Here is a 26,600-nt window from a genome sequence, read left to right on the forward strand (position 1 = left end):
CTGGACCAGACGCTGTTGATTCTTCCGGGCGCCTGGCAGCCCGACAAGCTGCTGGGTTTTCACATTCCCGGCTTTGGTGTGCTGCTGACGCTGATGATTGTGTTGCTGATGGGCGCCATCGCCAGCAACTTTTTGGGTAAAAAACTGGGTGGCTGGGGTAATTTGTTACTGCGCCGCATCCCCATTGTTCGGTCCATTTATTCCAGCGTGAAGCAGGTGTCCGATACGCTATTTTCAGAGAGTGGCAACGCCTTTCGCAAGGCCTTGCTGGTGCAGTGGCCGCGTGAGGGCGTCTGGACGATTGGTTTCCTGACGGGTGTACCCGGCGGCGATGTGGTCAACCATTTGACGGGTGATTATCTGAGTGTCTATGTTCCGACGACGCCCAACCCGACGGGGGGCTACTTCGTGATGCTGAAAAAATCGGACTGTATTGAGCTGAAAATGAGTGTCGATCAGGCCCTGACCTATGTGATTTCCATGGGCGTTGTCGTTCCCGCAAAGCCCACCGTCAAACCGCTGACTCCTCCCCTGTAAACGGCGCCACAGCGCTGAAAGTTCGAGTATTTTTATGGCTATCGTTTCCCAAATGCGTTCAAACTATTGCGGTCTGGTGACCGAGAGCCTCATGGGCCAAACCGTCAGCCTGTGCGGGTGGGTCAACCGCCGGCGCGACCATGGCGGCGTGATTTTCGTTGACCTGCGTGACCGCGAGGGTTACGTGCAGGTGGTGTGCGACCCTGACCGGGCCGACATGTTTACAACCGCCGAGGGCGTGCGCAACGAGTTCTGTGTTCAGGTCAGGGGTGTGGTGCGTGCCCGCCCTGAAGGCACGACCAACGATAGCCTGAAAAGCGGCAAGGTCGAGGTCTTGTGCCATGAGCTGACGGTGCTCAACCCAAGCGTCACGCCGCCATTCCAGCTCGATGACGACAACCTGTCGGAGACGACGCGCCTGACGCACCGGGTGCTGGACCTGCGCCGTCCCTACATGCAGAACAATCTGATGCTGCGTTACCGCGTGGCCATGGAAACGCGCAAGTTTCTCGATGCCAACGGGTTCATCGACATTGAAACCCCCATGCTGACCAAAAGCACGCCCGAAGGCGCGCGCGATTACCTCGTGCCAAGCCGCGTCAATGCAGGGCATTTTTTCGCGCTGCCGCAGAGCCCGCAGCTGTTCAAGCAACTGCTGATGGTGGCGGGCTTTGACCGCTACTACCAGATTACCAAGTGCTTCCGCGACGAAGACCTGCGTGCCGACCGCCAGCCTGAATTCACGCAGATCGATATCGAGACGTCCTTCATGGGCGAGCAGGATATCCGCGACATGTTCCAGGGCATGATCAGCAACATTTTCAAGACCGTGCTGAAGGCCGACTTGGGCGAGTTCCCGGTCATGGCGTATGCCGATGCCATGCACCGTTACGGCTCCGACAAGCCCGATCTGCGCGTGAACCTCGAGTTCACCGAGCTGACCGATGTCATGGTGGATGTCGACTTCAAGGTGTTCAGTGCTCCGGCCACCACACCCGGGGGCCGCGTGGTGGCGCTACGCGTGCCGGGTGGCTCTGAAATCAGCCGCAGCGAAATTGATGGGTATACCGAGTTCGTCAAGATCTATGGCGCCAAGGGCCTGGCCTGGATCAAGGTCAACGATCTGAGCAAGGGCCGGGAAGGCCTGCAGAGCCCCATCGTCAAAAATATTCACGCTGCGGCCATCGCAGAAATCCTCAAGCGCACGGGCGCCCAGAACGGCGACCTGATTTTCTTTGGCGCCGATAAGGCCAAGGTGGTCAACGACAGCATCGGTGCCCTGCGCGTCAAGGTCGGCCACAGTGAGTTCGGCAAAAAGTCAGGTTTATTCACCAAGGGCTGGAAGCCGCTGTGGGTGGTTGATTTCCCGATGTTCGAGTTTGATGAAGCCGGTCAGCGCTGGAGTGCGGTGCACCATCCATTCACGGCGCCCAAAGACGGTCATGAGGACTGGATGGATACCGATCCCGGTCGCTGTATTGCCAAGGCCTACGACATGGTGCTCAACGGCTGGGAGCTGGGTGGCGGTTCAGTCCGTATCCACCGTGCCGAGGTGCAGAGCAAGGTCTTCGATGCCCTGAAGATTGGCCCAGAAGAGGCCCAGGAGAAGTTTGGCTTCCTGCTGGACGCCCTGCAGTATGGTGCGCCGCCGCACGGTGGCCTGGCCTTTGGCCTGGACCGCATTGTGACCATGATGACCGGTGCCGAGTCGATTCGTGACGTGATCGCTTTCCCCAAAACCCAGCGCGCGCAATGCCTGCTAACCCATGCGCCCAGCCCGGTAGATGAAAAGCAGCTGCGCGAACTGCATATCCGCCTGCGCAATCCGCAGCCGGAGTGATATCGCCCCCAGGCTTTTCACTTCGAGTACTGCGCTGCGTACCTGACGCTGCAGAAAAACTGCTGAGGAATGCTTTGAAACCGTTCAAGATCCCCGAGTCGGTTCTGGTCGTTATTTATACGCCGCAGTTGGATGTGCTGTTGATCGAGCGTGCCGACTACCCGGGTTTCTGGCAGAGCGTCACAGGCTCCAAAGACGCGGTGGGCGAGCCTCTTTTGCAGACAGCGCTGCGTGAGGTGATGGAAGAAACCGGCATTGCCGCCACACCGGCGCAATGGCGCGATTGGGGCATCTCGAATGTTTATGAAATTTACCCGGTCTGGCGCCATCGCTATGCGCCGGGCGTGACCCACAACACCGAGCATGTGTTTGGCCTGTGCCTGCCCACGGCCTGTGATGTGACCCTCAATCCGCGTGAGCACACGGCCTGGCAGTGGTTGTCGCACCGGGCTGCCGCTGATCGCTGCTTTTCTCCTTCCAACGCCGAAGCCATCCTGCTACTGCCGCAGTTCCTGGGTTGAGTCTGGGTGTTGCTTGCAGAACACTGTTGCATCGCTCTGCAGGTCTTTGGGACACGCTGGATTGGCAAACACCGGGCAGTCGGTTTAACCTGGAAACGGCAGTTGGACGCGCCCGAGGGTGCTGCGATTGGCGAGCCAGACAAGGCGCGACAACGCAACGGGCTACTGCCCGCAAGGCGGAGCAACGCCGTATGGCGCGGCAAGCGCAGTGCCATCGGGTGCGTAGCGCTCTGACCCAAAAGGTGAACGTGATCGAAGGAAAATAAGCTGGATTTCATGTGGATTTAACAAACCAATCAAGCGGTCAACTGCCATTTTTAGGTTTAAATAGCCTGACACCCCGACACTTCATTGCGCGAAACCCCCAATGCCCATGTCCCCACTCCGCAAGTCCGAGGCACTGCAATTGCTTCAGGGGGGGCAGGCGCTTTTTCCTGCACTCATCAAGGCCTTTGATGGCGCGGCAACATGGATACAGCTGGAAACCTATATTTTCGACTTTCACGGAGCCGGGGCGGATGTGGCCGACGCGCTGGTCCGGGCCGCAGGGCGCGGGGTGACGGTTCAGGTGCTGGTGGACGGTATTGGCACCGATCCCTTGCCCGCCGGGTGGCAGAAAAAATTCGCTGAAGCGGGCGTCCAGTGGTGCGTGTACTCGCCGCTGGCTGCCGGCTTGGGTGGGCTGGGCCTGCTGGTACCGAACCGCTGGCGCAGGCTGCACCGCAAGCTGTGCGTGGTTGATCAGCATGTGGCCTTTTGTGGTGGCATCAATGTGCTCGACGATTTCTACGACCCCAACCATGGCGAACTGCAAGCACCGCGCTTCGATTTTGCCGTGGCGGTGACGGGGCCGCTGGCGGCCGAGGCCGCCGATGCCATGGCCCAGCTCTGGTGGCGTGTTCAGGCAGGGTATAGCGCACGGCAGAGGCACCTGAGCGCCGCATGGGAGAAGTTCAAGGCCGCAGGGTACGGCGGGCGTACCGGCACCACGTCACTCGCCAATGGGTCAGCTTCAGGGGCGGCCTACTCACTCGGCGCGCCAGGAGCCAGAGCGGTGCTGGTGTTGCGCGACAACCTGCGCAACCGCAGCAGCATTGAGCGCGCTTACCGCAAGGCCATTGGAAAGGCTCGCCAGGAAATCATCATTGCCAATGGTTATTTCGTGCCCGGCGGCAAACTGCGCCGCGCCCTCATCAGGGCGGCCAGACGCGGTGTGCGCGTCACCCTGCTGCTGCAGGGAAAGTACGAGTACTACATGCAATACCATGCGGCGCGGCCGGTGTATGGCGCCCTGTTGGCGGCAGGGGTCGAAATCCATGAATACGAAGCCAGTTTTCTCCATGCCAAGGTCGCTGTGGTGGATGGGCATTGGGCGACCGTAGGCTCGTCCAACCTGGATCCGCTGAGCTTGCTGCTGGCCCGCGAAGCCAATGTGGTGGTCGAAGACAGGGCATTTGCCGAAGATTTGAGAGGCCGTCTGTGCGAGGCCATGGCCAGCCACGGGCGGCGCATAGACCCGGCTGAATACGGTCATCGGCCTCTGAGCCAGCGCCTGCAGGGCTGGATGGCTTATGCCCTGATGCGGCTGGCACTGCTGGTGACCGGGCAGCGTTACTGAGCCCAGTGCAAGACTGACAGTCTGCAAGAGAGTTTGTTAGCTATAAAATTCATAGCTGCTTGCGCCCGTCGGTAAAGGGCTAAAGGCAAAAAACCCTGTAAAATTTCGGACAAGACCATTTTTTGGCAGGCTGTTAATATCTGTCATGCTTATGAAAACCACTACGCCCCCCCAGGACGTGACAGACGAGGGCACGCCTGTTTCCGTCAGGATTCGTGAACGCCTGACCCAGGCTCGCAAGCGTTTCAATGCCAATGACAACATTGCCCAATTCATTGAGCCGGGCGAGCTGGAAACGCTGCTTGACGAGGTTGAAGTCAAGATGCAGGGCGTGCTCGACAGTCTGGTGATCGACACCAATGGCGACCACAACACCCACAACACCGCACGTCGCGTGGCCAAAATGTACCTGAACGAAGTGTTCAAAGGTCGCTATGTGCCAGCGCCCACCATCACCGAGTTTCCGAATGCCGAGCATCTCAACGAGCTGATGATCGTTGGGCCAATTACCGTGCGCAGCGCCTGCTCGCACCATTTCTGTCCGGTGATCGGCAAAGTCTGGATCGGCGTGATGCCCAACGAGCACACCAATGTGATCGGCCTGTCCAAGTACGCCCGGCTGGCTGAATGGGTGATGGGACGCCCGCAAATCCAGGAAGAGGCCGTGGTGCAACTGGCCGATCTCATCATGGAGAAAACCCAACCTGATGGTCTGGCCATCGTGATGGAGGCCAGCCACTACTGCATGGCCTGGCGCGGCGTCAAAGACATGGACAGCAAGATGATCAATTCGGTGATGCGCGGCGTGTTCCTGAAAGATCCCACGTTGCGCCGCGAGTTTCTCGCACTGATCCCGCGGAAAGGCTGACCCGATGTTGGTACGTTTGCTTTATGCGAGTCGCGCCCTGGACGCCAGTCCGGATGCCATTGATGCCATTCTCTTGCAGTCACGCCAGTACAACCCGACCTGCGGCATTACCGGCATTCTCTGCTACGGCGGGGGCATTTTCCTGCAGGCCATTGAAGGCGGCCGCATGGCAGTCAGCGAGCTCTACGGCCACATTCAGCGGGACCCGCGCCACAAGGACGTGGTGCTGCTTCACTACGAAGAAATTTCCGAACGCCGTTTTGGTGGCTGGACCATGGGGCAGGTCAACCTGCTCAAGCTGAACCATTCCATCCTGCTGAAATATTCAGAAAAGCCTGAGCTCAATCCGTATTCGGTGTCGGGCAAAGTGTCTCTTGCGCTGCTGGAAGAGTTGATGGCCACAGCCGCCGTCATCGGCCGCGCCTGACATTGCACGGCAGAGCGGCCGCGCAGGTGCTGGGTTGAAGGTGCGCCTGATGTTGAGGGGCTTATGACACCAGACCTGCTGGTTGGTTGCGACTTTTCCAGCAGCCCCAGCCGCCGCAAACCCATTGTGATGGCCACAGGCTCAGCCTCCAAAGGGCGTGTGCTGCTGGCGGGCCTTGAGCGCGTCGAGTCGCTGGACGGATTCGAGCATTGGTTGCGCCAGGAGCGTGCCTGGATAGCGGCCTTTGACTTTCCATTCGGCCTGCCGCGCGAGCTCGTGGAGCATCTCGGTTGGCCCGAGCATTGGCCCGAGCTGATCCGTCACTACGCGGGCTTGAGCCGGCCCGAGATCCGCAACACTTTTGCCGCCTTTTGCGATGCGCGTCCCGCAGGGCAGAAATTTTCCCACCGTGCAACGGACAGGCCGGCAGGCTCCAGCCCGTCCATGAAATGGATCAACCCGCCGGTGGCTTACATGCTGCATGCCGGCGTGCCGCGGCTGCTGGCCGCTGGCGTGCACCTTCCCTGCCTGCACGATGGCGATAGCCACCGGGTTGCGCTGGAAGCCTACCCGGGCCTGCTGGCGCGCGAGGTGCTGGGCAACCGTTCTTACAAGAGCGACGACAAGGCCAAGCAGACGCCCGATCGGCTGATTGCGCGCAAGGACCTGATCACCGCGCTGGAGCACGGGCAAACCCGGCTGGGTTTGCGCCTGAAAGTCAGTCATGCCCAGCGCGACGCCCTGACTGACGACGCCAGCGGCGACAGCCTGGATGCCGTGCTGTGCCTGTTGCAGGCGGCCTGGGCCGCACAGCAGGGCCTGCCCCGCTATGGCCTGCCGCCGGAGATGGACCCGCTGGAAGGCTGGATTGTCACGGCGTAGGCTTTTGGCTTTGGTGAACCCGTTTGTTGAAAGTGGCTTCGTGCAAAGCACCTGCCACTTGATGATGTATGTTTTAAGCCTATAGCCCAATAGAATAGGGCGTAATACGCTATTAATTTAATAGTAAATGGAAAATATGACGCCACTTTACAGGGCAAAATCGCTGGCCATGCTGGTTTTTGCCGCGCTGCTGACCTGGTGTTTTCCGGCTTGCTCATCGGCACCGCCGCAGGCAACGTGGTGGGGTGTAGTGACCTATGTGGTCGATGGCGACACCGTCCATGTGCGGCCGGCTGATGGCGGCAAGCCGGTCAGCATTCGTGTCGATGGCATCGACGCCCCGGAGATTTGCCAGCCAGGAGGTACCTCATCGCGTGACGCGCTCAGGCAACGGGCGCTGGGCCAGCGTGTCGCTGTTCACGGCAGGCTTCACGACGATTACGGTCGCCTGCTGGCGCGTATTGTTTTAAACGACGAAGACCTGGGGGAATGGATGGTCGCGCAAGGGTTGGCCTGGTCATACCGCTACCGCAACAACGCCGGTCCCTACGCCGTGCAGCAACGCCGTGCAAAAGCTGCGGGGCTTGGATTGTTCTCGGCGGTTCATGCGGCGTCCCCTGTCTATCCACGGGCGTTCCGGAAACAGCATGGAAGCTGCTACTTTTAACCCTGCGTGTCCCGTGCGGCGCCAGGCACCAGGAAACGGGCTTTTATGGTCATTTGTCCTACGGCCATTTCGGTGGAAGCTGACCTGCCGCCGGCAGCGCACTGGCTAAAGTGAAAACGCGCGATTTCATAATCGGCGCTTTGACCTGCACGTCCCTTACTTATTTGGGCGTGCATATTTTCAACAGCAGGAACCATCATGAAAAAACAACCGTCAGACCGTTCGCCAGCCAGATGGCATCTTGATACACCGCTGCTCGTGGCCGGTTCGCTGGCCCTTGTTCTTGCATTGAGCGCCTGTGGCAAGCAAGACGACGGTAAAACAGCGGGCCAACAACTCGACTCGTCTATTGCGAAAACCGAGCAGGCCGCCGCAGAAGCCAAGGCTAAAACCGAAAGTACCCTGGCCAAAGCAGGGGCCGCGCTGAAAGACGCCACCCAGAACGCCGAGTCTTCGGCCAAAGATGTTGCCAGCAAAGCGGCCGAAAAGATGGATGACATGGCCATCACTGCGGCGGTGTCGTCAGGGCTTGCCAAAGACCCCGACCTGAGCGCTCTAAAAATCAACGTGGACACAAAAAATGGCGCCGTGACGCTGAACGGCTCGGCGCCCACCGACGCCGCCCGCGAGAGGGCCAGCAGCATTGCCAAAGCGGTCAAGGGCGTGAACTCGGTGGAGAACAAGCTGCTTGTGAAAGCGGGTTAACAGCCTGCCGCTCCCGGACGCGCTGCCGGTTCTTGCAGAGTCTTGCACGAATCGGGCAGCGCTTTTTTGATGTTCATCGCCAGTTGTTGCGCTGAGTATCCGCGCGCGCGAGGCCTGCAAGCTGCATACTTTTGGCGCAACCCTTGATATGAAACACACATTAAAAAGCAGGCGATGAAAATTCCATCGCCTGCCTGGGCTTCGCCACTTCAGGTGGCGAAAAGGTGCAACAAGCGCTTAAGGACGAACGACGATGTCGTTGCGCACGCCCTTGACGTTCTTGACCGCACGGGCAATATTTCCAGCCTGGGTTTTCTCAGCAACCGACTTGGCAAAACCGGACAGCTGAACCGTGCCATTGAGCGTTTCAACGCTGATGGAGGTGGCTGAAACAGTCTTGTCCTCAACGAACTTGGCCTTGACGCTGGTCGTGATGGCTGCATCATCAACATAGGAGCCGGCTGTTTCCTGGCCACGCCCCACGGCGCAGCCGGTGCCAATGATGGTGATGCCTGCCAAGGCGGCGAATGCAATTGCGCGAACGTATTTCATTTTGGTTTCCTCTTGAATTGATTTAATTGAACCAGTGCAAGGTTTAAAAGCCTGTCGATCAGCGGCACCACGCCAATCGACCTGCGGTAATGGTTATTTCTCCAGCCAGTCCTTCAGTTCGTCGGCGTGTTCTTCCTCGTCGGCCAGAATGTCCTCCAGCATGCGGCGGGTGGTGGGATCCTTGTCGCCGGTCAGTGCAATCATCTGCCGGTAGGCTTCAACAGCAATCCGTTCGGCGATCAGATTGACCCGAACCATGGTCTGCAAGTCATTCGATTCGTCATAGTCGGCGTGACTGCGTTGCAGCAAGGTATCGGGCGAGAAGTCGGGTTCTCCGCCCAATTGCACAATCCGCCGGGCAATGCGGTCGGCGTGTCCAGATTCTTCATTGGCATGAACCAGAAATTCCTCGGCAATCTTGGCAGACGACACGCCGCTGGCCATGAAATGATGCCGCTTGTAACGCAGTACGCAAACCAGTTCAGTGGCCAAAGCGTCGTTGAGCAGTTTTACAATGGCGTTCCGGTGCGGCCCATAAGCAGGGGTAATGGCCCCATCGTTCAGGCTTTTCCTGGCTGCGTTCAGGCCTTTTTCGTCGAGGGCCAGCTGGGTGGAAGAAGCTGTGTTGGTTTTCATAATCTTGTAGAAGGTTTTTTAGAATCTTGCAAGGGGCTGGAAAGCATTGAAAGCAGGACACCTGAAAGCTCGGAGGACTTGAGGGCGGCAACCAGCACCGCACCCAGCGAAACCAGGCGCCACGGCCGGAGCACGACGGCAGCAGCGCCAAGGCCGGCGGCAATGCCCAGGAGTTTGAGCGGTTGCTCTTCGGCATATTTGCCGATAACGGGCCGGGCTAGATCAAGCGCGACATTCACTGGGTGGTTGCGCCACCAGGCCTGTATCGCGTGTTTGACGAGCCCCCAAGGCCCGTCAGAAGCTGGTCGGGACGGTTCATCTTCATTGAATTCATGGCTGTGCTGGTCTTCAGAGGCCTGGCTGTCCCGGGTCATGTTCCTGACGATGGCCTTGCGGCTGATCGCCAGACGCTCTTGCGGTGTCGGGGCGGTGATGGAAGGCATGGCCATTCAGGCGACCACGCGCAGCGCCCGCGCATCGCTGTCCAGCTGTGCTTTCAGCTCAGGAAATCGCTCACTCTGCAATGGCTTTCTAGCCTGGAAGACAGCAATGATGGTGAGCAACAGCGCAAAACCCGGCACTGCCAGCAGCACCCAATGGAACTGGTTCTGCAGCAAGCCCAGCATCAGGGCCGTGCCAGCCAGGACCAGAAAGACCAGCACCGACAGCACGGCCAGCACCCATGCCACAGCGCGGGCCAACAACTCGGAACCGGCGCTGGAAGCTTCCTGATGAAGCAACGCGGCATAGGCCGAGAGATGGTCCATGACCAGATCCGGTCTTTGGATCAACGTTGAAAAAATCGGGTGCAGCATGCGTGTGGTGTGTTGAGCGTTAGCAATTAACCAGGGAAATCAACAACAGTTTTCAATACCGGTTTTGATTGCGGTGGCGTGAAGAGGCAATCAGCAAAGCCACCGCGGCGCCCACCGCTGCGGCAATGAGCACGGAACGCAAAGGTTGATCGGCGACATAGCGCGTGGTGACCGTCGTAGCGCGTTTAAGGGATTGCTCGGCGCGGTCCTTGGCCTCCGAGGCCAGGTCCAGGCTATGGCGGGCCAGCTTTTGTGCTTTGGAAGCCAGCATGTCCACGACCGGGTCGACGCTGCCGCGAAGATCGCGTAGTTTGCTTTCTGCCTTGTCCAAGGCATCGTTTGCATAATCACGGGTCGAGTCCACTGCCTTGCCGGCCGTCTGCAGTAACCCATCAGAGGTTTGTCGCATGGCGGGCATCATTTCATGGGCGGTTTTGGAGACGGTATTTGTATTCATGACAGGTCCTTGGTAAGTTGAATTTAAGGTGTTGGCGCAATGGAAGGAGGCAATGAAGTGGCGCGGGTTCGCACGCTGTAATGGCCGACGTCAGTTCTTCCTGAGCAAGGTGATCACAAAGCTCACGATGGCCATGATGGCGAAAATGAAGAAAAGAATTTTGGCGATCTCAACGGCACCTGCCGCGATGCCACCAAAGCCAAACACGGCGGCGATCAATGCGATCACCAGAAAAACGACGGCATAGTGCAGCATCTCAAGCTCCTTGCTTTGGCTGGTTGGGCGAGGCTTCTTTTTGAAGCGCCTGTAGCAAGGTTAATGAGAATGCTGGTTTTTTCTCATCGGCTGTGAACGTGTGCCCCTGTCAGATTCTGGGCGGACACGCTGTAGGAGGGGGCTGACAGTTTGTTACGCTGTCGCGGGTGACGCGCGCGGTGAACCGGTTGTGGCGCTGCAGACTACTCGGAAAATGTTCAGATTGTCTTGGGAAGCACGGCCAAAATCTGCGTGCCGCTTCCCTCGGTGCTGGCTACGGTCAGGCGACCGCCGGCAGCTTCCACGCGGTGGCTCATGCCTGCAAGACCGTGGCTTGTCGGGCCCACGCTTTCCAGCTCGAAGCCTTGGCCGTTGTCCTTGACTTCAACGGTGATATAGCCGTCGAAGTCGTGAAGGCTGATCTCTGCCTGGCTGGCATTTGCATATTTGCCGATGTTGGTCAGCGATTCCTGTACCAGTCGGTAAACAGTCAACTGGGCCGATCCACTTAGATCGACAGATTCGATGTCAGTGGTGATGGACAGCCCGGAGCGCTCTGCGAATTCCCGGGCCAGAATTTCAAGCGAGGCCGCCAGACCCAGATGAGACAGCGCGGACGGCCGCAAATCTTCAACAATGCGGCGCGCCAATGCAATGCCGCTGTTCAGCGTGCTGGTCAAATGTGCCAGGCGTTCTGCTGCTTCCGGCTGGCTGTCAGCCAGGCGTGACTTCAGTCTGGCCACATCCAGTTTTGCGGCTGTCAGCAGTGAGCCCAGTTCGTCGTGCAGTTCGCGTGCCAGATGACCTCGCTCATCCTCCCGTACATTTTGCAAATGGGTGGCCAGCTTGGCCAGGTCGGCAGTACGCTCCCGCACCTGCGATTCCAGCATGTCACGTTCCCGCTGCAGGGACTCTTGCTCGCGCTGGTCCGAGGCGAGCACTGCCTTGGTTTGCAGCAGGTACATGTAAAAAACCAGCAAGCCGGCCAGTGCCATGGTGGCAATGCCGATGCGAGACAGCTGCAATGTCTTCCTGATCTGGGCATGTCCCAGCTCCATTTTGCTGACGCTGCCGGCGCCCAGCTTGGTGGTTTCCTCACGGATGGCGTCCATGTGCTCCTTGCCGATGTCTGTGGTCAACACAAATTTCCAGGCATCTTCATTGCTTTCCTTGCGCATGCGCACGCTCAGGTCCATCTCGGCCAGTTTGCTCGAAACATGCCTGGCCAGGATGCCAAACTCTGCGAGCTGGTCCGGGTAGGGCGTGAACTGCTGGCGCAGGACGTCCAGGGTCTGGTCGATCTCCGCCGTGGCTGTGTTGTAGGGTTCCAGATAGCGCGGGTCGGCAGTCAGTAGAAAGCCCCGTTGCCCTGTTTCTGCGTCCAGCACCTGCTGCAGCAATTTATTGATGGCCCGTCGGGTTTGTTGACCCTCCTCTATGTTGGCCGCCGCTGCCATGGATTGGTTAAAACTTACCTCATTGATGGAAATCATCAGGGCGGCGGCCAGCACTGCCAGAAACAGGGAGACGGCCATTTTTGGTAACGCTATTCTTTTCACGGCAAACTCCGTTTAGTACTTCGGTGAATAATTCGTCAATAATCAGCACTGAAAATCAATACGGATATCCGGACCCGGCCATCTTTGTTCATTGCATCGCCTGCTCATGCAGGCTTTATAGAAAGACAGCGACATGATAAAAATTGGAATTGTGGACGACCATGCCATTGTGCGTTCGGGACTCAAACAGTTTTTCTCCGACCAAGTGGATTTGCGAGTCGTCGGCGAGGCCGCCAGTGGCCGCGAGGCGATTGACCTGGTTCGCAATGTCGAACTGGACATTCTGGTCATGGACCTGTCCATGCCGGGCCAGAGCGGGATTGATGCGCTTGCCATGATCCGCGCCAAAGCGCCCGACGTGGGCGTTCTCATTTTGAGCGGCTACCCCGAAGAACATTATGCGGTCAACCTGATTCGCCAAGGTGCCAGCGGCTACCTTAACAAGGAGTGCGACCCGTCGGAAATTGTCGACGCCATTCGGGTGATCTCGCTGGGCAAGCGTTACATTACGCCGGCGGTGGCAGAGCTGCTGGCGCAACAATTGAACCGGCCCCATGACATGGCCGCCCATGAGCAATTGTCTGAACGGGAGTTTCAGGTTTTTCTCAAACTGGCCAAAGGGGAAACGGCTGGCGATATTGCAAAAGCGCTTTCGCTGAGCGTTAAAACCGTCAGCACCTACAGAACCCGCGTGATGGAAAAGATGAGTCTCTCTTCCAATAGCGACCTCACCTATTACGCGCTCAAGAACAAGCTGATCGATTGATTTCAATCAGAGGTTCCGCGCTGCTGGATGCAATAGTCCACCAGGGCGTCAATTTCATTGGATTTGTCGAAAACCGCGTCGACTCCCAACTGCGCACATCTCTGGCGAATGTCAGCTGTGGCGTAATTGCTCAGAACCACAACCTTCTGCCTGGATGGGCGGTCCCGACAAGCGGCGAGCACGCCCAACCCGCTTCCTTGCTTCAGAAACAAATCGACGATGGCCAAATCCCATTCATCACGGTTTTCGGCTAGCCAGGCTTTACCTTCGTTCTCGGTGTCTGCGGTTCCCACAGCAGTGACGCAAGCCAGTTCTTCAAGCGTGTCAATCAGGTTCTCGCGAATGGTGGGGTTGTCTTCGACGATGTAAGTTTTCAGTCTCACTGCTCAAATCCATATGGGGGGGCTGCCCGGCTTTCGGAAGACTACGAAAGGCCTAAATGCGAGCGCACCTTGTTTTTTAATGTATCTTTATCTTTAAGTCGATTCTGCCAGTGATTGCATCCCATGGGCGTAGGACTTTTCCTACGCCCGCCTTTTTGCATTGGCTTCTGTAGGTACATGCCCACAGCCTTTGGTGGCGCTTGCCGATTGTCGCAAACAGCTGTTCATCCGATAGTGAAGGATCTGCGATTCAGAGCGCATGCGTGTTCACTCACTCCTGTTTTTTAGCGCATCGTCGGCCATTGCAAGGCAAGCCTTTTCTAAGCGGGCTTGAAACCACTGAAACGCATGAATAACTCCCTGTTTCAATCCGTCATTCTTCGGAAGTGGCTTGTCGGCCTTGCCGCCCTGCTTGTTGTTTTCACGCTGGTTGTTTTTTTCTTTCCATGGGATGCCCTGCGCGAACCGATCAATCGTTATGTGTCGGGCCAGCTGGGGCGGCGTTTCGAAATTACGCGACATCTGGCAGTGCATCTGGGACGAACCACAACCGTCCGCGCGGATGGTGTGGAATTTGCCAACCCCGAGTGGGCCAGTGAGCCCTATCTTCTCAAGGCGAGCGTTGCCGAATTTGACATCAAATTGCTGCCGCTGCTGTTTGGAAAGGTAGACATGCCGCGGCTTGCGTTGACCAAACCGCACATTGGCCTGCAGATTGAGCCGGATGGACGGCGGACCTGGGCGCTATCGCGCGATACGTCCGACGAGGGTGCCGTCCCGGACATCGGCTCCCTGCTGGTTGACCAAGGCACCGTCAAATACCTGGCGGCGGCGCAAGGTGCAAATGTGACGGCCCAATTTTCCCTTGCCCAGGAGTCGGCCGGGCCATTGCCCTTGAGCTACAAGGCCAGTGGAAAATGGAAAAATGAGGCGTTTACCGCCCATGGCCGCGCCGGTGGCGCGCTGCAGCTGAGCAAGAACACCGAAGCACCTTTTCCGGTCGAGGTGAATGCCGTTGCCGGACGAACCAGCCTCACGGCCAAGGGCTCGATTGCCAATCTCGCGGAACTCGCAGGCATTGACGCTACCTTTGATTTGCAGGGTCGAAATTTGGATGAGTTGTACAAATTGCTGGGCGTGGTGCTGCCTTCCTCTCCGCCCTACAAACTTCGCGGCAAGTTAGCCGAGCACGGCAAGGTGTGGGCGGCCAGCCAGATTCAGGGGGTGCTGGGCCGGTCCGACCTCAGCGGGGACCTGCGTTTTGATCAATCGGCTGCCGTGCCACTTTTGACCGGCAAGGTGCAGTCCAAACTGCTGGATTTTGCGGATTTGGGGGCGGTGATTGGTCTGGCGCCTTCTTCCGGCACGCCCCCACAAACCGCAGCGGTTTCCTCCGCCACCGGCAAGGCGGCCTCATCCGGGGGAGAGACGTCGACCCGGAGTACCGCGGCCTCGCGCAAGGTGCTTCCCATTGCGACCCTGGACGTGGCCAGACTCCAGGCCATGAACGCAGACGTGACCTACTCGGCGGCGGATATCAGGCATGTGCGGGCGCTGCCGCTGGACCAGGGCAGTGTTCACATCAAGCTGACCGCAGGGGTCTTGCAACTGGACCCCGTTTCGCTGGGTGTTGCCGGCGGGTCGGTGGCTGGAAGCATTCGCATCGACTCCAACGTCGCACCAGCAGCCTTCACGACCCGGCTGGATGCGCGCGGCTTGCACTTGAATCAGCTGTTTCCTGCAGTGGAGACGACCAGGAGCGGTCTCGGAAAAATTAGCGGACAGTTCGACCTGAAGGGGCGTGGCAACTCTGTTGCGCACATGCTGGGATCTGCCTCCGGGGATATCGCCGTCCTCATGGGTAAAGGCGAGATCAGCAACATCCTACTCGAATACATGGGCCTTGATGGGGGAGAAGTCATCAAGTTTATGCTGCGCGGCGACCGCAATGTGCAGTTGCGTTGCGCGGCGGCCGCCTTCGATGTGAAGCAGGGCTTGATGACCAGCAGGGCTATTGTGCTGGATACGAGCGATACGGTGATCAATGGCCACGGGCGAGTGAGTCTTGCCAACGAAACGCTGGATATCATTCTGGATCCGGTGCCTAAAGACCGTAGTATTTTGAGTTTGAGATCACCGCTGCGCATTGGCGGCACCTTTGCAGCGCCATCAGCCGGACCGGACAAGGTTGCGCTGGCGGGTCGGGTCGGTATTGCCCTGGTGCTGGCAGCCATCAATCCCCTGCTGGCGCTGGCCGCCACGGTGGAAACAGGCCCCGGTCAGGATGCGGATTGCCGTGCTGTTTTGGCAGAGGCGGCCAAGCCAAAAACGGCCTCACGGCCTCTGGCAGCCGGCACAAGGTAACTGGGTGATTTCAGGATAGCCCGTGGCCGCTGCCTGATTCAACCGTGGGTTCACCCAGCAGTTCAATGGTTGCCGCAGACTGCGCATGCGAGGTTTCGCGTCAGTTTCATCTCGCTCCACTCCATGCTTCGGCCATCCAGCATCATCAGCCGTCCGGTCAGCGGCTGCCCAATATCACAAAGCAGTTTCAAAGCCTCCGCAGCCTGGACGGTGCCCACGATGCCGACCAAGGGCGCAAATACGCCCATGGTGGCGCAGCGGGTTTCTTCCAGCAAGTCCGACTCCGGAAAAACACAGGCATAGCAGGGTGATTGCGCGCTTCGCGGGTCGTAGACGGTCACCTGCCCGTCAAAGCGGATGGCCGCACCCGAGACCAGCGGCTTGCCGTGTTTGACGCAGGCGCGGTTGATGGCGTGACGGGTGGCAAAGTTGTCAGTGCAGTCGAGCACCAGGTCTGCTTCATACGCCAGCTTGTCAAGCAGGGCATCATCGGCCCGTTCAGTGACAGGAATGACTTTCACATCCGGGTTGATGGCGGCAATGGACTGCACCACGGACGCTGCCTTGAACTCACCGATGCGCGCCAGATTGTGGGCGATTTGCCGCTGCAGGTTGGTGGCATCCACACGGTCGTGGTCAACGATGGTGATACGGCCAACACCGGCACTGCCAAGGTACAAAGCCACCGGAGAGCCCAGCCCGCCCGCGCCGACAATCAGCACGTGCGAAGACAGGAGTTTTTCCTGGCCTTCAATGCCGATTTCGTCGAGCAGAATGTGCCGGGAATAGCGAAGCAGCTGTTCGTCGTTCATGAAAGCGGAGCCCGTCAGAGTCTTGTCCCTGTTTTGTCAGGGAAAAAAACAGGCCGACTGGGGTCAAGTGACACGAGTCGGCCCGAGCCTGGCTTGGCCTGGTTAATCCAGGGAAAGCCTAGTTTTCTTTTTTCTCGTTTTTGGTCTCGACCACAGCGGTCTTGCTGACCAGCACGGGATGCCCCTTGAGCTGATTGATGGCCTGTGCCAACTGGAAGTCCTTGTCGCTGCCCAGTTCGGGCGGCCGGAGCTGTTCGGGTGTTTTCTTGGCGTCTTCTTCGAGACGTTTCAAAGCATCTTCTTCGAGGCGTTTCAAGGCTGCTTCGCGGGCCTTTTCCCTGCCCGGGTCTTTGACTTCAGCGCCCTGGCCACTGTTGAGGTGCTTGTCGAGATCGGCTTCGCGTGTGCGCAGCACGGCAAACGGGCTGCCATTGGCGGTATCGTCAACCAGCACATCGGGCACAATTCCGCGAGCCTGGATCGACCGGCCGCTCGGGGTGTAATAACGCGCGGTCGTCAGTTTGATGCCGGTGTCGGGGCCCAGCGGACGAACGGTCTGAACCGAGCCTTTGCCAAAGGTCTGCGTGCCCATGACGGTGCCACGCTTGTAATCCTGAAGGGCACCCGCCACAATCTCGCTGGCCGACGCTGAGCCTTCATTGACCAGCACCACCAGTGGCACGCTCTTGAGCGCCGCAGGCAAGCCCTTGAGGGGGTCGGCACCGTTGCGGCGCTGGTAAAACTCCGGCGCAGCCTTGTAGGTGAATTTGCTTTCAGCCAGCTGGCCGTTGGTGGATACCACGGTCACGTTCTCTGGCAAAAAGGTTGAGGACACCGCAACCGCCGCGTCCAGCAAACCACCGGGGTCGTTACGCAGGTCCAGCACCAAACCTTTGAGATGGGGCTCCTGCTTGTAAATCTGCTCAAGCTTGGTCACAAAATCGTCCACCGTGCGTTCCTGGAACTGGCTCAGGCGAATCCAGGCATAGCCGGGTTCCACGACCTTGCCGCGAACCGACTGCGTGCGAATTTCTTCGCGCGTGATGGTCACCGGGAAAGTCCGGTTTTCATCCTTGCGGAAAATCATCAGCAGTACCTTGGTTTTGGGCTCGCCGCGCATTTTCTTGACGGCATCGTTGAGGCTCATGCCCTTGACGGCCGAGTCGTCAATCCGGGTGATCAGGTCGTTGGGCTTGAGGCCGGCCCGGTCGGCGGGCGAGCCTTCAATCGGAGAAACCACCTTGACCAGCCCGTCTTCCTGGCTGATCTCGATACCGACGCCGACAAAGCGGCCGCTCGTGCCCTCTCGGAATTCCTTGTACGATTTTTTGTCGAAATAGACCGAGTGCGGGTCCAGGCTGGAGACCATGCCCGAAATGGCATCGGTGATGAGTTTTTTCTCGTCAACCGGCTCGACATAGTCTGTTTTGACCATCCCGAAGACTGCAGCGAGCTGTTGCAGCTCTTCCAGCGGCAAGGGCGCAAGGCCGCCGCGCGCGACGGCTTGCACTTGCACCGTGGTGAGGGCGCCTGCCACGACACCAATTGAAATCCAGCCTGCTATTTTGAGCTTTTGACCCATAAAAATACCTTCGTAAGCCTATTGAGGAACGCTTGCTCCTTTATAACTGGAGCAATATACACCTTGGAGAGAGGCCCTGCGCCACAGTTCCATTTCCAGCGCCGTGCGACGCAGAAAAAGTACCGAAACAGCCCGTTGTTACAGGACTTTTACAAAAACGGCGCTGAAAGAGCCGCTTGCTGCTCAGGCCTTGCCTTGTGCGCCGACGGCCGCCGCCGCTTGGGCAGCTGCTTCGCTATCACCCAGGTAGTAGTGGCGCAGCGGCTTGAGCGCTGCGTCCAGTTCATACACCAGCGGAATGCCATTGGGTATGTTGAGCCCGACAATGTCGCTGTCCGAGATGTTGTCCAGGTGTTTCACCAACCCGCGTATGGAGTTGCCGTGGGCCACCACCACAATGCGCTTGCCGGCTTTGATGGCCGGTGCGATGGACTCATTCCAGAAGGGCAGCACGCGCGCCACCGTGTCTTTCAGGCACTCGGTCAGGGGCACTTGTTCGGGTGGCAGTTTGGCATAACGCGGGTCGCCGCGCTCGCTGCGCTCGTCTTGGGCGTCCAGCGGCGGGGGTGGGGTGTCATAGCTGCGGCGCCAGAGCAGCACCTGTTCGTCGCCAAATTTTTTGGCGGTCTCAAGCTTGTTCAGCCCCTGCAAGGCGCCGTAATGCCGCTCGTTGAGCCGCCAACTGTGCACCACGGGTAGCCAGGTGCGATCCATCTCGTCCAGCACGTGCCAGAGGGTGCGGGTGGCGCGCTTGAGCACGCTGGTGTAGGCCAGGTCGAAGTCATAGCCTTCATTTTTAAGCAGCTTGCCGGCGGTTTTGGCCTGTGTGATGCCGGTTTCCGTGAGGTCGACGTCGGTCCAGCCTGTGAACTGGTTATCAAGGTTCCAGGTCGATTCGCCGTGGCGGATGAGCACGAGTTTGTACATGGTGTGGAGAGTTTGAATAAAAATGGAAACAGGGTCGGGTAGGGATAAATGGCAGTCTGCAAGCAGGTTTTCCCCTCCATTCTAAAATCACGGGTTAGCTGAAAAATACACAAAGGGTACAAAGTGAAATTTCTGATCGATAACTGGATGCTGATTTCCATAGCACTCGCCTCTGGCGGCATGCTGTTCTGGCCCATGATTTCAAGCGGCATGAATGCCGGCGCGCTGACCGCCAGCGACGCCGTGCAGCTGATCAATCGCGAAAAAGCCGTGGTGGTGGATGTGTGCGGAGCGGACGAATTTGCGGCGGGTCACGTCGCTGGCGCGAAAAATGTGCCGCTCGACAGGCTTGAAGCCAAGCTCACTGGCGTGGTCAAAAACAAAGCCTTGCCGCTGATTTTGGTGTGCGCCAGCGGCATGCGCTCCAGCCGCGCTGTCGCCATCGCCAAAAAACTTGGTTACGAGCAGGCTCAATCGCTGGGCGGCGGGCTCAAAGCGTGGAAACAAGCTAACCTTCCTCTTGAGAAGGCCTGAAAAGCCTGAAAGCCCCGGTGGCCGGATTGTTTCTGGCCACCGGCCCGGCTTTGCTTTGTCCTGATACGTCCCATTCCCTGCTCGGCGCCTGCCGGCACGACCCGAAGAAACCATGCAAATCGTCAAGATCTACACCACCGGCACCTGCCCTTATTGCATTCACGCCAAACAGTTGCTCAAGGAGCGCGGCGTGACCGAACTCGATGAAATCCGGGTAGATATGGTAACTGGCGAGCGTCAGAAAATGATGGACATCACGGGTCGGCGCTCGGTGCCGCAAATTTTCATTGGGGACACCCATGTAGGCGGCTGTGACGACCTGGTGGCCCTGGATGGCCGGGGTGGCCTGATGCCGCTGCTGAACGCTGCAAATTAACATCCCGTCTGGCGGCTGATCGGGGCTGCGGTCCTGAGATAATGTGCCTTTGCCTGACGCAGCACGTCATCAAGTGCCGCAGGCAGTTCAAAATCCTTCTGATTTTTCCAGCACCCCGAAAGAGCACCATGGCCGAAGCCCATCTTGACCCCGTATTCCAGATCCAGCGCGTCTACCTCAAGGACGTGTCGCTGGAGCAACCCAATTCGCCGGAAATTCTCCTGAACCAGGAGCAGCCTGGCGTGGATATTCAGCTCGGTGTCGATGCCAAGCCCGTGGCGGACGGCCTGTTTGAAATCATCGTGACGGCCACCGTACACACCCAGATTGCCGACAAGACAGTGTTTTTGGTCGAAGCCAAGCAAGCGGGCATTTTTGAAATCCGCAACGTGCAGACTGATCAGCTCGGTGCCATTCTGGGTATCGCCTGCCCGCAAATTGTGTACCCTTACCTGCGCAGCAATGTCGCCGACATCATCCAGCGCGGCGGTTTCCCGCCTGTACACATGGCTGAAATCAACTTCCAAGCCATGTACGAGCAGCAGCAGGCCGAAGCCGCTGCCGCAGCGTCGGCCGCACCGCAAATCATCGTTTGATGGCCAGTTGAGCCGCCCGAGCTTGCCGGCTTTGTGGTCATGAAAATAGTCGTGATTGGGGCTGGCGCCTGGGGCACGGCGCTGGCCGTCAGCGCTTCACGTGCTGATGGTGCTGCAGGCCGCAGCGCACCAAGGCATCAGGTCACCTTGTGGGCACGCGATGCCGCGCTGGTCAAAGCTCTGCAAACCGGGCGCACCAACACCCGCTACCTGCCCGGCATTGCCTTGCCCGACAGCTTGGCTGTGCAAGGCGGCAGCGAGGCGTCGCTGGCCCAGGCGGTCAGCGGACAAGACCTCATCATCATGGCCACGCCGGTTTCAGCGGCGCGGAGTTTGTTGCAAAAGCTGCAACACGCCACCGTTCCGGTGGCCTGGCTGAGCAAGGGCTTTGAAGCCCCGCTGGCCGCGGCGCCGTCTTCAGCCTCATCTTCAGCATCATTTGGCCTGCTGGTCCATGAAATACGGGCGCAGGTAGCTATCAATTTAAGAGCGGGCGTGCTCAGCGGCCCGAGCTTTGCGCTGGAAGTGGCGCGGGGCCAGCCGACGGCGCTGGTGGCCGCCAGCGAACACGCCGAGGTGCGCGATGCGCTTGTCGCGGCGTTTCACGGCCCCACCCTGCGCGTATACGCCAATGACGACATCGTGGGCGTCGAAGTTGGCGGTGCCGTCAAGAATGTGCTGGCCATCGCCACGGGCTTGTGTGACGGTCTGCAGCTGGGCCTCAATGCCCGCGCCGCACTGATCACGCGCGGATTGGCGGAAATGACCCGCCTGGGCGTTGCGCTGGGCGCCCGCGCCGAGACCTTCACCGGCCTGTCCGGACTGGGCGACCTGGTGTTGACCGCCACCGGCGACCTCAGCCGCAATCGCAAGGTGGGCTTGCTGCTGGCGCAGGGCAAAACCCTGGCCGAAGTGCTTGAGTCGCTGGGTCATGTGGCCGAAGGCGTTTATTGCGCCCGCACGGTGGTGCAGCGCGCAGCCGGTCTGGGGGTTGAGATGCCGATCGCGCAGAGCGTGGTGGCGCTGCTGGATGGCAAGCTGCAGCCCGCAGAGGCGGTGGCGGCGTTGATGGGGCGCGAGCCTAGCGCGGAGCCCGGTTGAAGGCCCTGGTTGGAACGCTATTAAATAAATAGCTGTTCATGCCCGTATTTATTGGGCTTGAAGCCTATTTGATACCTGAAAACAGGTTTCTTTGTGCGGTGTATTCGATCCCATGGTCGATTTTTTTAAGCCAAATAGGCCTTTAGTCCAATCAGCGCGGGCGCAAGCAGCTATCAAAATATGAGTAAGCGCGGCGCCATCACGCATTGCGGCGCTGACTCAAATCTCCAGGTTGTCAATCAGCCGGGTGTTGCCCAGTTTGGCCGCGCCCAGCACCACCAGCGCTTCACCCGCGAACGGGCTCTGTGGTGGCAGCAGGTCGGCGCGGCGGCGCACGGTCAGGTAGTCGGGCTTCCAGCCGCGGCGTGCCAAGGCCTGCATGGCCTGGGCTTCCAGGGTGGGCAGGTCGGGCGTGCTGCTGGCCCGGGCGGCTTCGCCCAGGGCACGCAGCGCTTTGGCGAGTTGCGCGGCCTCAAGACGCTCGACCGGGTTGAGGTAAGCGTTGCGCGATGACAGCGCCAGCCCGTCTTCTGAGCGCTGGGTTTCGCCGGCCAGAATGTCAATCGGCAGGGCAAACTGCTGCACCATGTGGCGCACCACCAACACCTGCTGGTAGTCTTTTTTGCCAAAAGCGGCCACGCCCGAGGGCATGCCGGCATAGACACATGAAAAGAGCTTGAGCACCACGGTGCTGACGCCGATAAAAAAGCCCGGGCGAAAGTGCCCTTCCAGAATGGAACTCAGGTCGCTCGCGGGGTGCACCTTGTAGGTTTGCGGCTCGGGGTAGAGTTCTTTCTCGCGCGGGGCAAACAGCACATTGCAACCCGCCGCTTCCAGGCGCTGGGCGTCAGCGTCCAGCGTGCGGGGGTAGCTGTCGAAGTCTTCGTTCGGCGCAAACTGCAGGCGGTTCACAAAAATGCTGGACACCGTGACATCGCCCATCGGTTTGGCCTGTTTGACCAGCGCGATATGGCCGTCGTGCAGATTGCCCATGGTGGGCACAAAGGCCGGGCGCTTGAAGGGGCTGAGGCGTTCACGCAGCTCGGCAATAGTGTGGACGATGTGCATCTTGTTTCCTTAATGGGGGGCGGGCTACCACGCGTGGGTGGCGTTCACCGGAAAGCTGCCGTCTTTCACGGCGTATACATAGGCTTGCATGGCACCGCGCACGCTGTGTGCGCCCTCCATGAAGTTATGCACAAATTTCGGCATCTTGCCCAGATTCATGCCCAGCATGTCGTGCAGTACCAGCACCTGACCGGCGGTGCCGTTGCCCGCGCCAATGCCGATGGTGGGGCAGTGCGCCAATTCCTGGGTGAGCGCAGCCGACAAAGCCGCTGGGACCATCTCCAGCACCAGCATGGCGGCACCGGCATCCTGCAATTCGTGTGCTTCGCGTTTGAGGGTGTTCGCCGATTCCTCGGTTTTGCCTTGTACGCGGTAACCGCCCAGCGCATGCACGGTTTGCGGCGTGAGCCCCAGGTGGGCGCAGACTGGAATGCCGCGCTCGACCAGAAAGCGCACGGTATCAGCGGTCCAGCCGCCGCCTTCCAACTTGACCATGTGGGCACCGGCCTGCATCAGCACCACCGCGCTGCGCAGGGCCTGCTCCTTCGACTCGTGGTAGCTGCCAAACGGCAAGTCGCCAATCAGCCAGGCGGTCGCTTGCGAGCGGCGCAGGCCGTTGGCCACGCACTCGGTGTGGTGCCGCATGGTCTCCAGCGTCACGCCGACGGTGCTGGAGAGGCCCTGGCACACCATGCCCAGCGAGTCGCCGACCAGAATGCATTCCACGCCCGCGGCATCGGCCACGGCGGCAAAGGTCGCGTCGTAGGCGGTCAGCATGGTGATCTTTTCGCCCAACGCGCGCATTTCGCGCAGACGCGGCAGGCTCAGCGGTTTGCGCGCCGACGGCTGGGAGGTGGGCGGCAGCGTGCCGTAGGGCGTTGCTGATGGCGGGGCGGAAGAGGATGAAAAAGCGTTTGCCGAGGTCATGGTTCAGTCCAGAGTTAGCGAGAGTCTAACCAGCTTCTCCGCCCTTTTTAGCCGTCGCGGTAGAGCGCCCTGACAAGCACGCTCATTGGCCACCTGGCGCCGAGCGGCTCATGCCCAGTCGCTCCAGCAAGCGCACGTCGGCTGCAGTGTCGGGGTTGCCGGTGGTCAGCAGCTTGTCACCGTAAAAAATCGAGTTGGCGCCGGCCAGAAAGCACAGGGCCTGCACGCCGTCGCCCATTTGCTGGCGGCCAGCCGACAGGCGCACGCGGGCTGTGGGCATGGTGATGCGCGCCACCGCAATGGTCCGCACGAATTCAAACGGGTCCAGGTCGGCCTGGTCAGCCAGCGGCGTGCCTTCAACCTTCACCAGGTTGTTGATGGGCACAGATTCGGGATAGGGCGTGAGGTTGGCCAGCTCGGCCACCAGGCCGGCGCGCTGGCGGCGGGTTTCGCCCATGCCCACAATGCCGCCGCAGCAGACCTTCACGCCGGCGCTGCGCACGCGCGCCAGCGTGTCGAGCCGGTCCTGATAGTCGCGCGTGGTGATGATGTCGCCGTAAAAGTCGGGTGCGCTGTCGAGGTTGTGGTTGTAGTAGTCCAGGCCCGCGCTTTGCAGCGTTTGCGCGTGGCCGTCTTCCAGCATGCCCAGCGTGGCGCAGGTCTCCAGACCCAGCGCCTTGACGGTGCGCACCAACTCGGCCACTTTTTCAATGTCACGGTCTTTGGGCGAGCGCCAGGCGGCGCCCATGCAAAAGCGCGTGGCGCCTGCTGCCTGCGCGCGCTTGGCGGCGGCCAGCACTTCGGCGGGCTCCATCAGCTTGCTGGCTTCAACGCCGGTGTCATAGCGGGCGGCCTGCGGGCAGTAGCCGCAGTCCTCGGCGCAACCGCCGGTCTTGACCGACAGCAGCGTGGCAAATTCAACGCGGGTGGGGTCGAAGTTTTCGCGGTGAACCACTTGCGCGCGGTACATCAGTTCGGGAAAGGGCAGGTTGAAAAGGGCTTCAACCGCGTCGATGCTCCAGCGTGCCTGAGTCGAGCCAGCCGCTTTGGGAGTCTCCGGCTTGCTCGTTGCGGGCCGGTGGAGGGTGATGGTTTGTTCGGTAGGAGTAGACATGTTTTTTGGCTGAAAAGAGGGGTCAGGTTTACGCGAGTTGAACCGGAATGATCGAGCGCTCTTCCTTGATGCGGTTCTCCAGGTTGACGAACACCAGCTTGGGTTTGAAACCGGCCACATGGTCCTCATGTACCTGGGCAAAGGCGGCAATGATGACCAGGTCACCGACCGCGGCACGCCGAGCCATTGACCGAGATGATGCGGCTGCCGCGCTCTGCCCGGATGGCGTAGGTGATGAAGCGCTCACCGTTGTTGATGTTCCAGATATGGACCTGCTCGTTCTCGCCAAGGTCTTCGTCGATGGCGCACGAGCCTTCGTCATTGAGCTCGCAGTGGGTCACTGCGGCGCCGTGGATTTTGAATTTGAGCAGGGTTCTGAACGTAGTGAGTGTGGATTGAAGTGTCGTTTTTTTTGGAGGCGGTAACATTTGCGACTTCTCCGGAGGATTGGCAGGTAGTTTAGGGCACTGTACAGTGCGCTTTCTTTGAGATTCTTTATTCAGATTGCTTATGAAAAAGTCATTTAATTTTTCCGCCGAGGCGCTTGACCAGCTGGCCCAGGCCGATGCAGCGCGTGCGCTGGCAGAGGATGTGGGTGCGGGTGATTTGACCGCCGCCTTGATTGATCCGACCCGCCAGGCGCGCGCGCAGGTGCTGGTCCGGGAAAGTGCTGTGGTGTGCGGCAGTGCCTGGGTGCAGGCTGCGTTCAGGCAGCTCGATCCGCAGGCCCAACTGGTCTGGCAGGTGAAGGACGGCGAGCGTTGCGAGGCCAACCAGGTGGTGTTCGAGGTGCAGGGCCAGGCCCGTGCACTGCTGTCGGCCGAACGCACGGCGCTGAACTTTTTGCAGCTTTTAAGCGCCGTTGCGAGCAAAACCGCGGCTTATGTCGCCCTTGTGAAGGGCACCCAAGCCAGGATAGTGGACACCCGCAAAACGCTGCCGGGCCTTCGCCTGGCTCAAAAATACGCGGTCTTGACCGGCGGGGGCACCAACCACCGGGTCGGCTTGTACGACGCGGTGCTCATCAAGGAAAACCATATCGCCGCTGCTGGCGGCATTGCGCAGGTGTTGCAACGTGCCGCGCAGGTCGCCGCACAGGCTGATTTTGTGGAGATCGAGGTGGAAACCCTGGACCAACTGGCGCAGGCGCTCGACGCCGGTGCCCGCATGGTGCTGCTCGACAACATGGACCTGGCCACCCTGAAAGAGGCGGTGCGGATCAACGCCGGACGGGCGATTCTGGAAATTTCGGGCGGCGTCACACTGGACGGCCTGCGTGCGCTGGCCGAAACGGGCGTGGACCGGATTTCCATCGGCACGCTGACCAAGAATGTGCAGGCGATTGATTTTTCGATGCGCTTTGAGGCGCAGCAAGGAGTTCAGTGATGCCCAGGATCAACGTCGATTATGAACAGCCGGAGATAGCTGTTTCTGGCGAGTCAACAACCTGCTCCACACACCACGCTTGGGCGCAGGTGCCGGTCGAGCCGACGCAGGCCGAGCGTGCCGAACTGAAAGACCGCATTCGCCGCCTGCTGAAGGCGCGTAACGCGGTCATGGTGTCGCACTACTATGTGCACCCCGACCTGCAGGATTTGGCCGAGGAAACTGGTGGCCTGGTGTCGGATTCTCTGGAAATGGCACGCTTTGGCCGTGACCACGCCGCGCAAACGCTGGTGGTGTCGGGCGTGCGCTTCATGGGCGAGACCGC

General features: G+C 59.5%; 31 protein-coding genes and 1 pseudogene. 17 read left to right on the forward strand and 15 right to left on the reverse strand.

Features of this window, described 5'->3' with window-relative positions:
• The 9 genes from B3F77_RS08470 to B3F77_RS08510 form a co-directional block, all read left to right on the forward strand.
• Nucleotides 1-537: DUF502 domain-containing protein (locus B3F77_RS08470; RefSeq protein WP_293604534.1), on the forward strand; the 537-nt coding region annotated here is incomplete at its 5' end.
• Nucleotides 538-571: 34 nt separating this feature from the next.
• Nucleotides 572-2,377, forward strand: a complete 1,806-nt coding sequence (gene aspS / locus B3F77_RS08475; protein ID WP_293604535.1) for an aspartate--tRNA ligase — start codon at nucleotides 572-574, stop codon at nucleotides 2,375-2,377.
• 74 nt (nucleotides 2,378-2,451) lie between these two features.
• A complete protein-coding gene (nudB, locus tag B3F77_RS08480) occupies nucleotides 2,452-2,898 on the forward strand; it encodes a dihydroneopterin triphosphate diphosphatase (RefSeq protein ID WP_293604536.1) in 447 nt (148 codons plus the stop codon).
• Nucleotides 2,899-3,271: 373 nt separating this feature from the next.
• Entirely contained in the window at nucleotides 3,272-4,516 is a 1,245-nt protein-coding gene (gene clsB, locus B3F77_RS08485) for a cardiolipin synthase ClsB (RefSeq protein ID WP_293604537.1), read from the forward strand.
• 145 nt (nucleotides 4,517-4,661) lie between these two features.
• Nucleotides 4,662-5,384, forward strand: a complete 723-nt coding sequence (folE, locus tag B3F77_RS08490) for a GTP cyclohydrolase I (RefSeq protein WP_293604538.1) — start codon at nucleotides 4,662-4,664, stop codon at nucleotides 5,382-5,384.
• Between the two features lie 4 nt (nucleotides 5,385-5,388).
• Entirely contained in the window at nucleotides 5,389-5,811 is a 423-nt protein-coding gene (locus B3F77_RS08495; RefSeq protein ID WP_293604539.1) for a BLUF domain-containing protein, read from the forward strand.
• 63 nt (nucleotides 5,812-5,874) lie between these two features.
• A complete protein-coding gene (locus tag B3F77_RS08500) occupies nucleotides 5,875-6,693 on the forward strand; it encodes a DUF429 domain-containing protein (protein ID WP_293604540.1) in 819 nt (272 codons plus the stop codon).
• Between the two features lie 136 nt (nucleotides 6,694-6,829).
• Complete coding sequence (locus B3F77_RS08505) at nucleotides 6,830-7,360, forward strand: thermonuclease family protein (protein WP_293604541.1); 531 nt, start codon at nucleotides 6,830-6,832, stop codon at nucleotides 7,358-7,360.
• A gap of 198 nt (nucleotides 7,361-7,558) precedes the next feature.
• Complete coding sequence (locus B3F77_RS08510) at nucleotides 7,559-8,065, forward strand: BON domain-containing protein (protein ID WP_293604542.1); 507 nt, start codon at nucleotides 7,559-7,561, stop codon at nucleotides 8,063-8,065.
• Between the two features lie 237 nt (nucleotides 8,066-8,302).
• Here B3F77_RS08510 and B3F77_RS08515 read toward each other — a convergent pair whose 3' ends face one another.
• The 7 genes from B3F77_RS08515 to B3F77_RS08545 form a co-directional block, all read right to left on the reverse strand.
• Entirely contained in the window at nucleotides 8,303-8,617 is a 315-nt protein-coding gene (locus B3F77_RS08515) for a BON domain-containing protein (RefSeq protein ID WP_293604543.1), read from the reverse strand.
• Nucleotides 8,618-8,710: 93 nt separating this feature from the next.
• The gene (locus B3F77_RS08520) at nucleotides 8,711-9,253 is read right to left on the reverse strand and encodes a ferritin-like domain-containing protein (protein ID WP_293604544.1); all 543 of its coding nucleotides are present in this window, start codon (nucleotides 9,251-9,253) and stop codon (nucleotides 8,711-8,713) included.
• Nucleotides 9,250-9,696, reverse strand: a complete 447-nt coding sequence (locus B3F77_RS08525) for a hypothetical protein (RefSeq protein ID WP_293604545.1) — start codon at nucleotides 9,694-9,696, stop codon at nucleotides 9,250-9,252. Before B3F77_RS08525 ends, B3F77_RS08520 begins: the two co-directional genes overlap by 4 nt.
• Nucleotides 9,697-9,702: 6 nt before the next feature.
• Nucleotides 9,703-10,020, reverse strand: a complete 318-nt coding sequence (locus tag B3F77_RS08530; protein ID WP_293604546.1) for a hypothetical protein — start codon at nucleotides 10,018-10,020, stop codon at nucleotides 9,703-9,705.
• Between the two features lie 100 nt (nucleotides 10,021-10,120).
• The gene (locus B3F77_RS08535; RefSeq protein WP_293604547.1) at nucleotides 10,121-10,525 is read right to left on the reverse strand and encodes a glycine zipper domain-containing protein; all 405 of its coding nucleotides are present in this window, start codon (nucleotides 10,523-10,525) and stop codon (nucleotides 10,121-10,123) included.
• Between the two features lie 90 nt (nucleotides 10,526-10,615).
• Nucleotides 10,616-10,780, reverse strand: a complete 165-nt coding sequence (locus B3F77_RS08540) for a DUF1328 domain-containing protein (RefSeq protein WP_293604548.1) — start codon at nucleotides 10,778-10,780, stop codon at nucleotides 10,616-10,618.
• Between the two features lie 218 nt (nucleotides 10,781-10,998).
• Complete coding sequence (locus B3F77_RS08545; protein ID WP_293604549.1) at nucleotides 10,999-12,339, reverse strand: CHASE3 domain-containing protein; 1,341 nt, start codon at nucleotides 12,337-12,339, stop codon at nucleotides 10,999-11,001.
• A gap of 133 nt (nucleotides 12,340-12,472) precedes the next feature.
• Here B3F77_RS08545 and B3F77_RS08550 point away from each other — a divergent pair, with 133 nt between their 5' ends.
• Nucleotides 12,473-13,105: a response regulator gene (locus B3F77_RS08550; protein ID WP_293604550.1), complete on the forward strand. Its 633-nt coding sequence runs from the start codon at nucleotides 12,473-12,475 to the stop codon at nucleotides 13,103-13,105.
• A gap of 2 nt (nucleotides 13,106-13,107) precedes the next feature.
• Here the strand turns inward: B3F77_RS08550 and B3F77_RS08555 are convergent, their stop codons facing one another.
• A complete protein-coding gene (locus tag B3F77_RS08555) occupies nucleotides 13,108-13,488 on the reverse strand; it encodes a response regulator (protein WP_293604551.1) in 381 nt (126 codons plus the stop codon).
• Nucleotides 13,489-13,836: 348 nt separating this feature from the next.
• Here B3F77_RS08555 and B3F77_RS08560 point away from each other — a divergent pair, with 348 nt between their 5' ends.
• Nucleotides 13,837-15,852, forward strand: a complete 2,016-nt coding sequence (locus B3F77_RS08560) for an AsmA family protein (RefSeq protein ID WP_293604552.1) — start codon at nucleotides 13,837-13,839, stop codon at nucleotides 15,850-15,852.
• A 62-nt stretch (nucleotides 15,853-15,914) separates the two neighbouring features.
• On the opposite strand, the gene B3F77_RS08565 is transcribed toward B3F77_RS08560, so the two are convergent.
• From B3F77_RS08565 to gpmA, 3 genes are all read right to left on the reverse strand, one after another.
• Nucleotides 15,915-16,664, reverse strand: coding sequence for a HesA/MoeB/ThiF family protein (locus B3F77_RS08565; protein WP_293604553.1), 750 nt, complete (start codon nucleotides 16,662-16,664; stop codon nucleotides 15,915-15,917).
• 118 nt (nucleotides 16,665-16,782) lie between these two features.
• Nucleotides 16,783-18,246, reverse strand: a complete 1,464-nt coding sequence (locus tag B3F77_RS08570; protein ID WP_293604554.1) for a S41 family peptidase — start codon at nucleotides 18,244-18,246, stop codon at nucleotides 16,783-16,785.
• Between the two features lie 183 nt (nucleotides 18,247-18,429).
• Nucleotides 18,430-19,173, reverse strand: coding sequence for a 2,3-diphosphoglycerate-dependent phosphoglycerate mutase (gene gpmA, locus B3F77_RS08575; protein WP_293604555.1), 744 nt, complete (start codon nucleotides 19,171-19,173; stop codon nucleotides 18,430-18,432).
• 123 nt (nucleotides 19,174-19,296) lie between these two features.
• Here gpmA and B3F77_RS08580 point away from each other — a divergent pair, with 123 nt between their 5' ends.
• The 4 genes from B3F77_RS08580 (at nucleotide 19,297) to B3F77_RS08595 (ending at nucleotide 21,780) form a co-directional block, all read left to right on the forward strand.
• A complete protein-coding gene (locus B3F77_RS08580) occupies nucleotides 19,297-19,707 on the forward strand; it encodes a rhodanese-like domain-containing protein (protein ID WP_293604556.1) in 411 nt (136 codons plus the stop codon).
• A 112-nt stretch (nucleotides 19,708-19,819) separates the two neighbouring features.
• Nucleotides 19,820-20,083: a glutaredoxin 3 gene (gene grxC / locus B3F77_RS08585; RefSeq protein ID WP_293604557.1), complete on the forward strand. Its 264-nt coding sequence runs from the start codon at nucleotides 19,820-19,822 to the stop codon at nucleotides 20,081-20,083.
• 128 nt (nucleotides 20,084-20,211) lie between these two features.
• Nucleotides 20,212-20,679, forward strand: coding sequence for a protein-export chaperone SecB (gene secB, locus B3F77_RS08590; RefSeq protein WP_293604558.1), 468 nt, complete (start codon nucleotides 20,212-20,214; stop codon nucleotides 20,677-20,679).
• Nucleotides 20,680-20,718: 39 nt separating this feature from the next.
• The gene (locus B3F77_RS08595; RefSeq protein WP_293604559.1) at nucleotides 20,719-21,780 is read left to right on the forward strand and encodes an NAD(P)H-dependent glycerol-3-phosphate dehydrogenase; all 1,062 of its coding nucleotides are present in this window, start codon (nucleotides 20,719-20,721) and stop codon (nucleotides 21,778-21,780) included.
• Nucleotides 21,781-21,999: 219 nt separating this feature from the next.
• Here B3F77_RS08595 and panC read toward each other — a convergent pair whose 3' ends face one another.
• The 4 genes and pseudogenes from panC to panD form a co-directional block, all read right to left on the reverse strand.
• A complete protein-coding gene (gene panC, locus B3F77_RS08600; RefSeq protein WP_293604560.1) occupies nucleotides 22,000-22,848 on the reverse strand; it encodes a pantoate--beta-alanine ligase in 849 nt (282 codons plus the stop codon).
• A gap of 24 nt (nucleotides 22,849-22,872) precedes the next feature.
• Complete coding sequence (gene panB / locus B3F77_RS08605) at nucleotides 22,873-23,775, reverse strand: 3-methyl-2-oxobutanoate hydroxymethyltransferase (RefSeq protein WP_293604561.1); 903 nt, start codon at nucleotides 23,773-23,775, stop codon at nucleotides 22,873-22,875.
• A gap of 82 nt (nucleotides 23,776-23,857) precedes the next feature.
• Nucleotides 23,858-24,889, reverse strand: a complete 1,032-nt coding sequence (gene bioB, locus B3F77_RS08610) for a biotin synthase BioB (RefSeq protein ID WP_293604562.1) — start codon at nucleotides 24,887-24,889, stop codon at nucleotides 23,858-23,860.
• A 28-nt stretch (nucleotides 24,890-24,917) separates the two neighbouring features.
• Nucleotides 24,918-25,317 (reverse strand): annotated as a pseudogene (gene panD / locus B3F77_RS08615) (aspartate 1-decarboxylase).
• A gap of 82 nt (nucleotides 25,318-25,399) precedes the next feature.
• Between panD and nadC the strand changes: the two are divergent.
• Together nadC and nadA are read left to right on the forward strand one after the other, a co-directional pair.
• On the forward strand, nucleotides 25,400-26,275 hold the full coding sequence (gene nadC / locus B3F77_RS08620) for a carboxylating nicotinate-nucleotide diphosphorylase (RefSeq protein WP_293604563.1): 876 nt from the start codon (nucleotides 25,400-25,402) through the stop codon (nucleotides 26,273-26,275).
• A partial coding sequence (nadA, locus tag B3F77_RS08625) for a quinolinate synthase NadA (RefSeq protein WP_293604564.1) occupies nucleotides 26,275-26,600 on the forward strand: 326 nt, incomplete at its 3' end. The genes nadC and nadA, both read left to right, overlap by 1 nt.

This window comes from Polaromonas sp. UBA4122 (genome assembly GCA_002381615.1).
GTDB lineage: Bacteria > Pseudomonadota > Gammaproteobacteria > Burkholderiales > Burkholderiaceae_C > Polaromonas.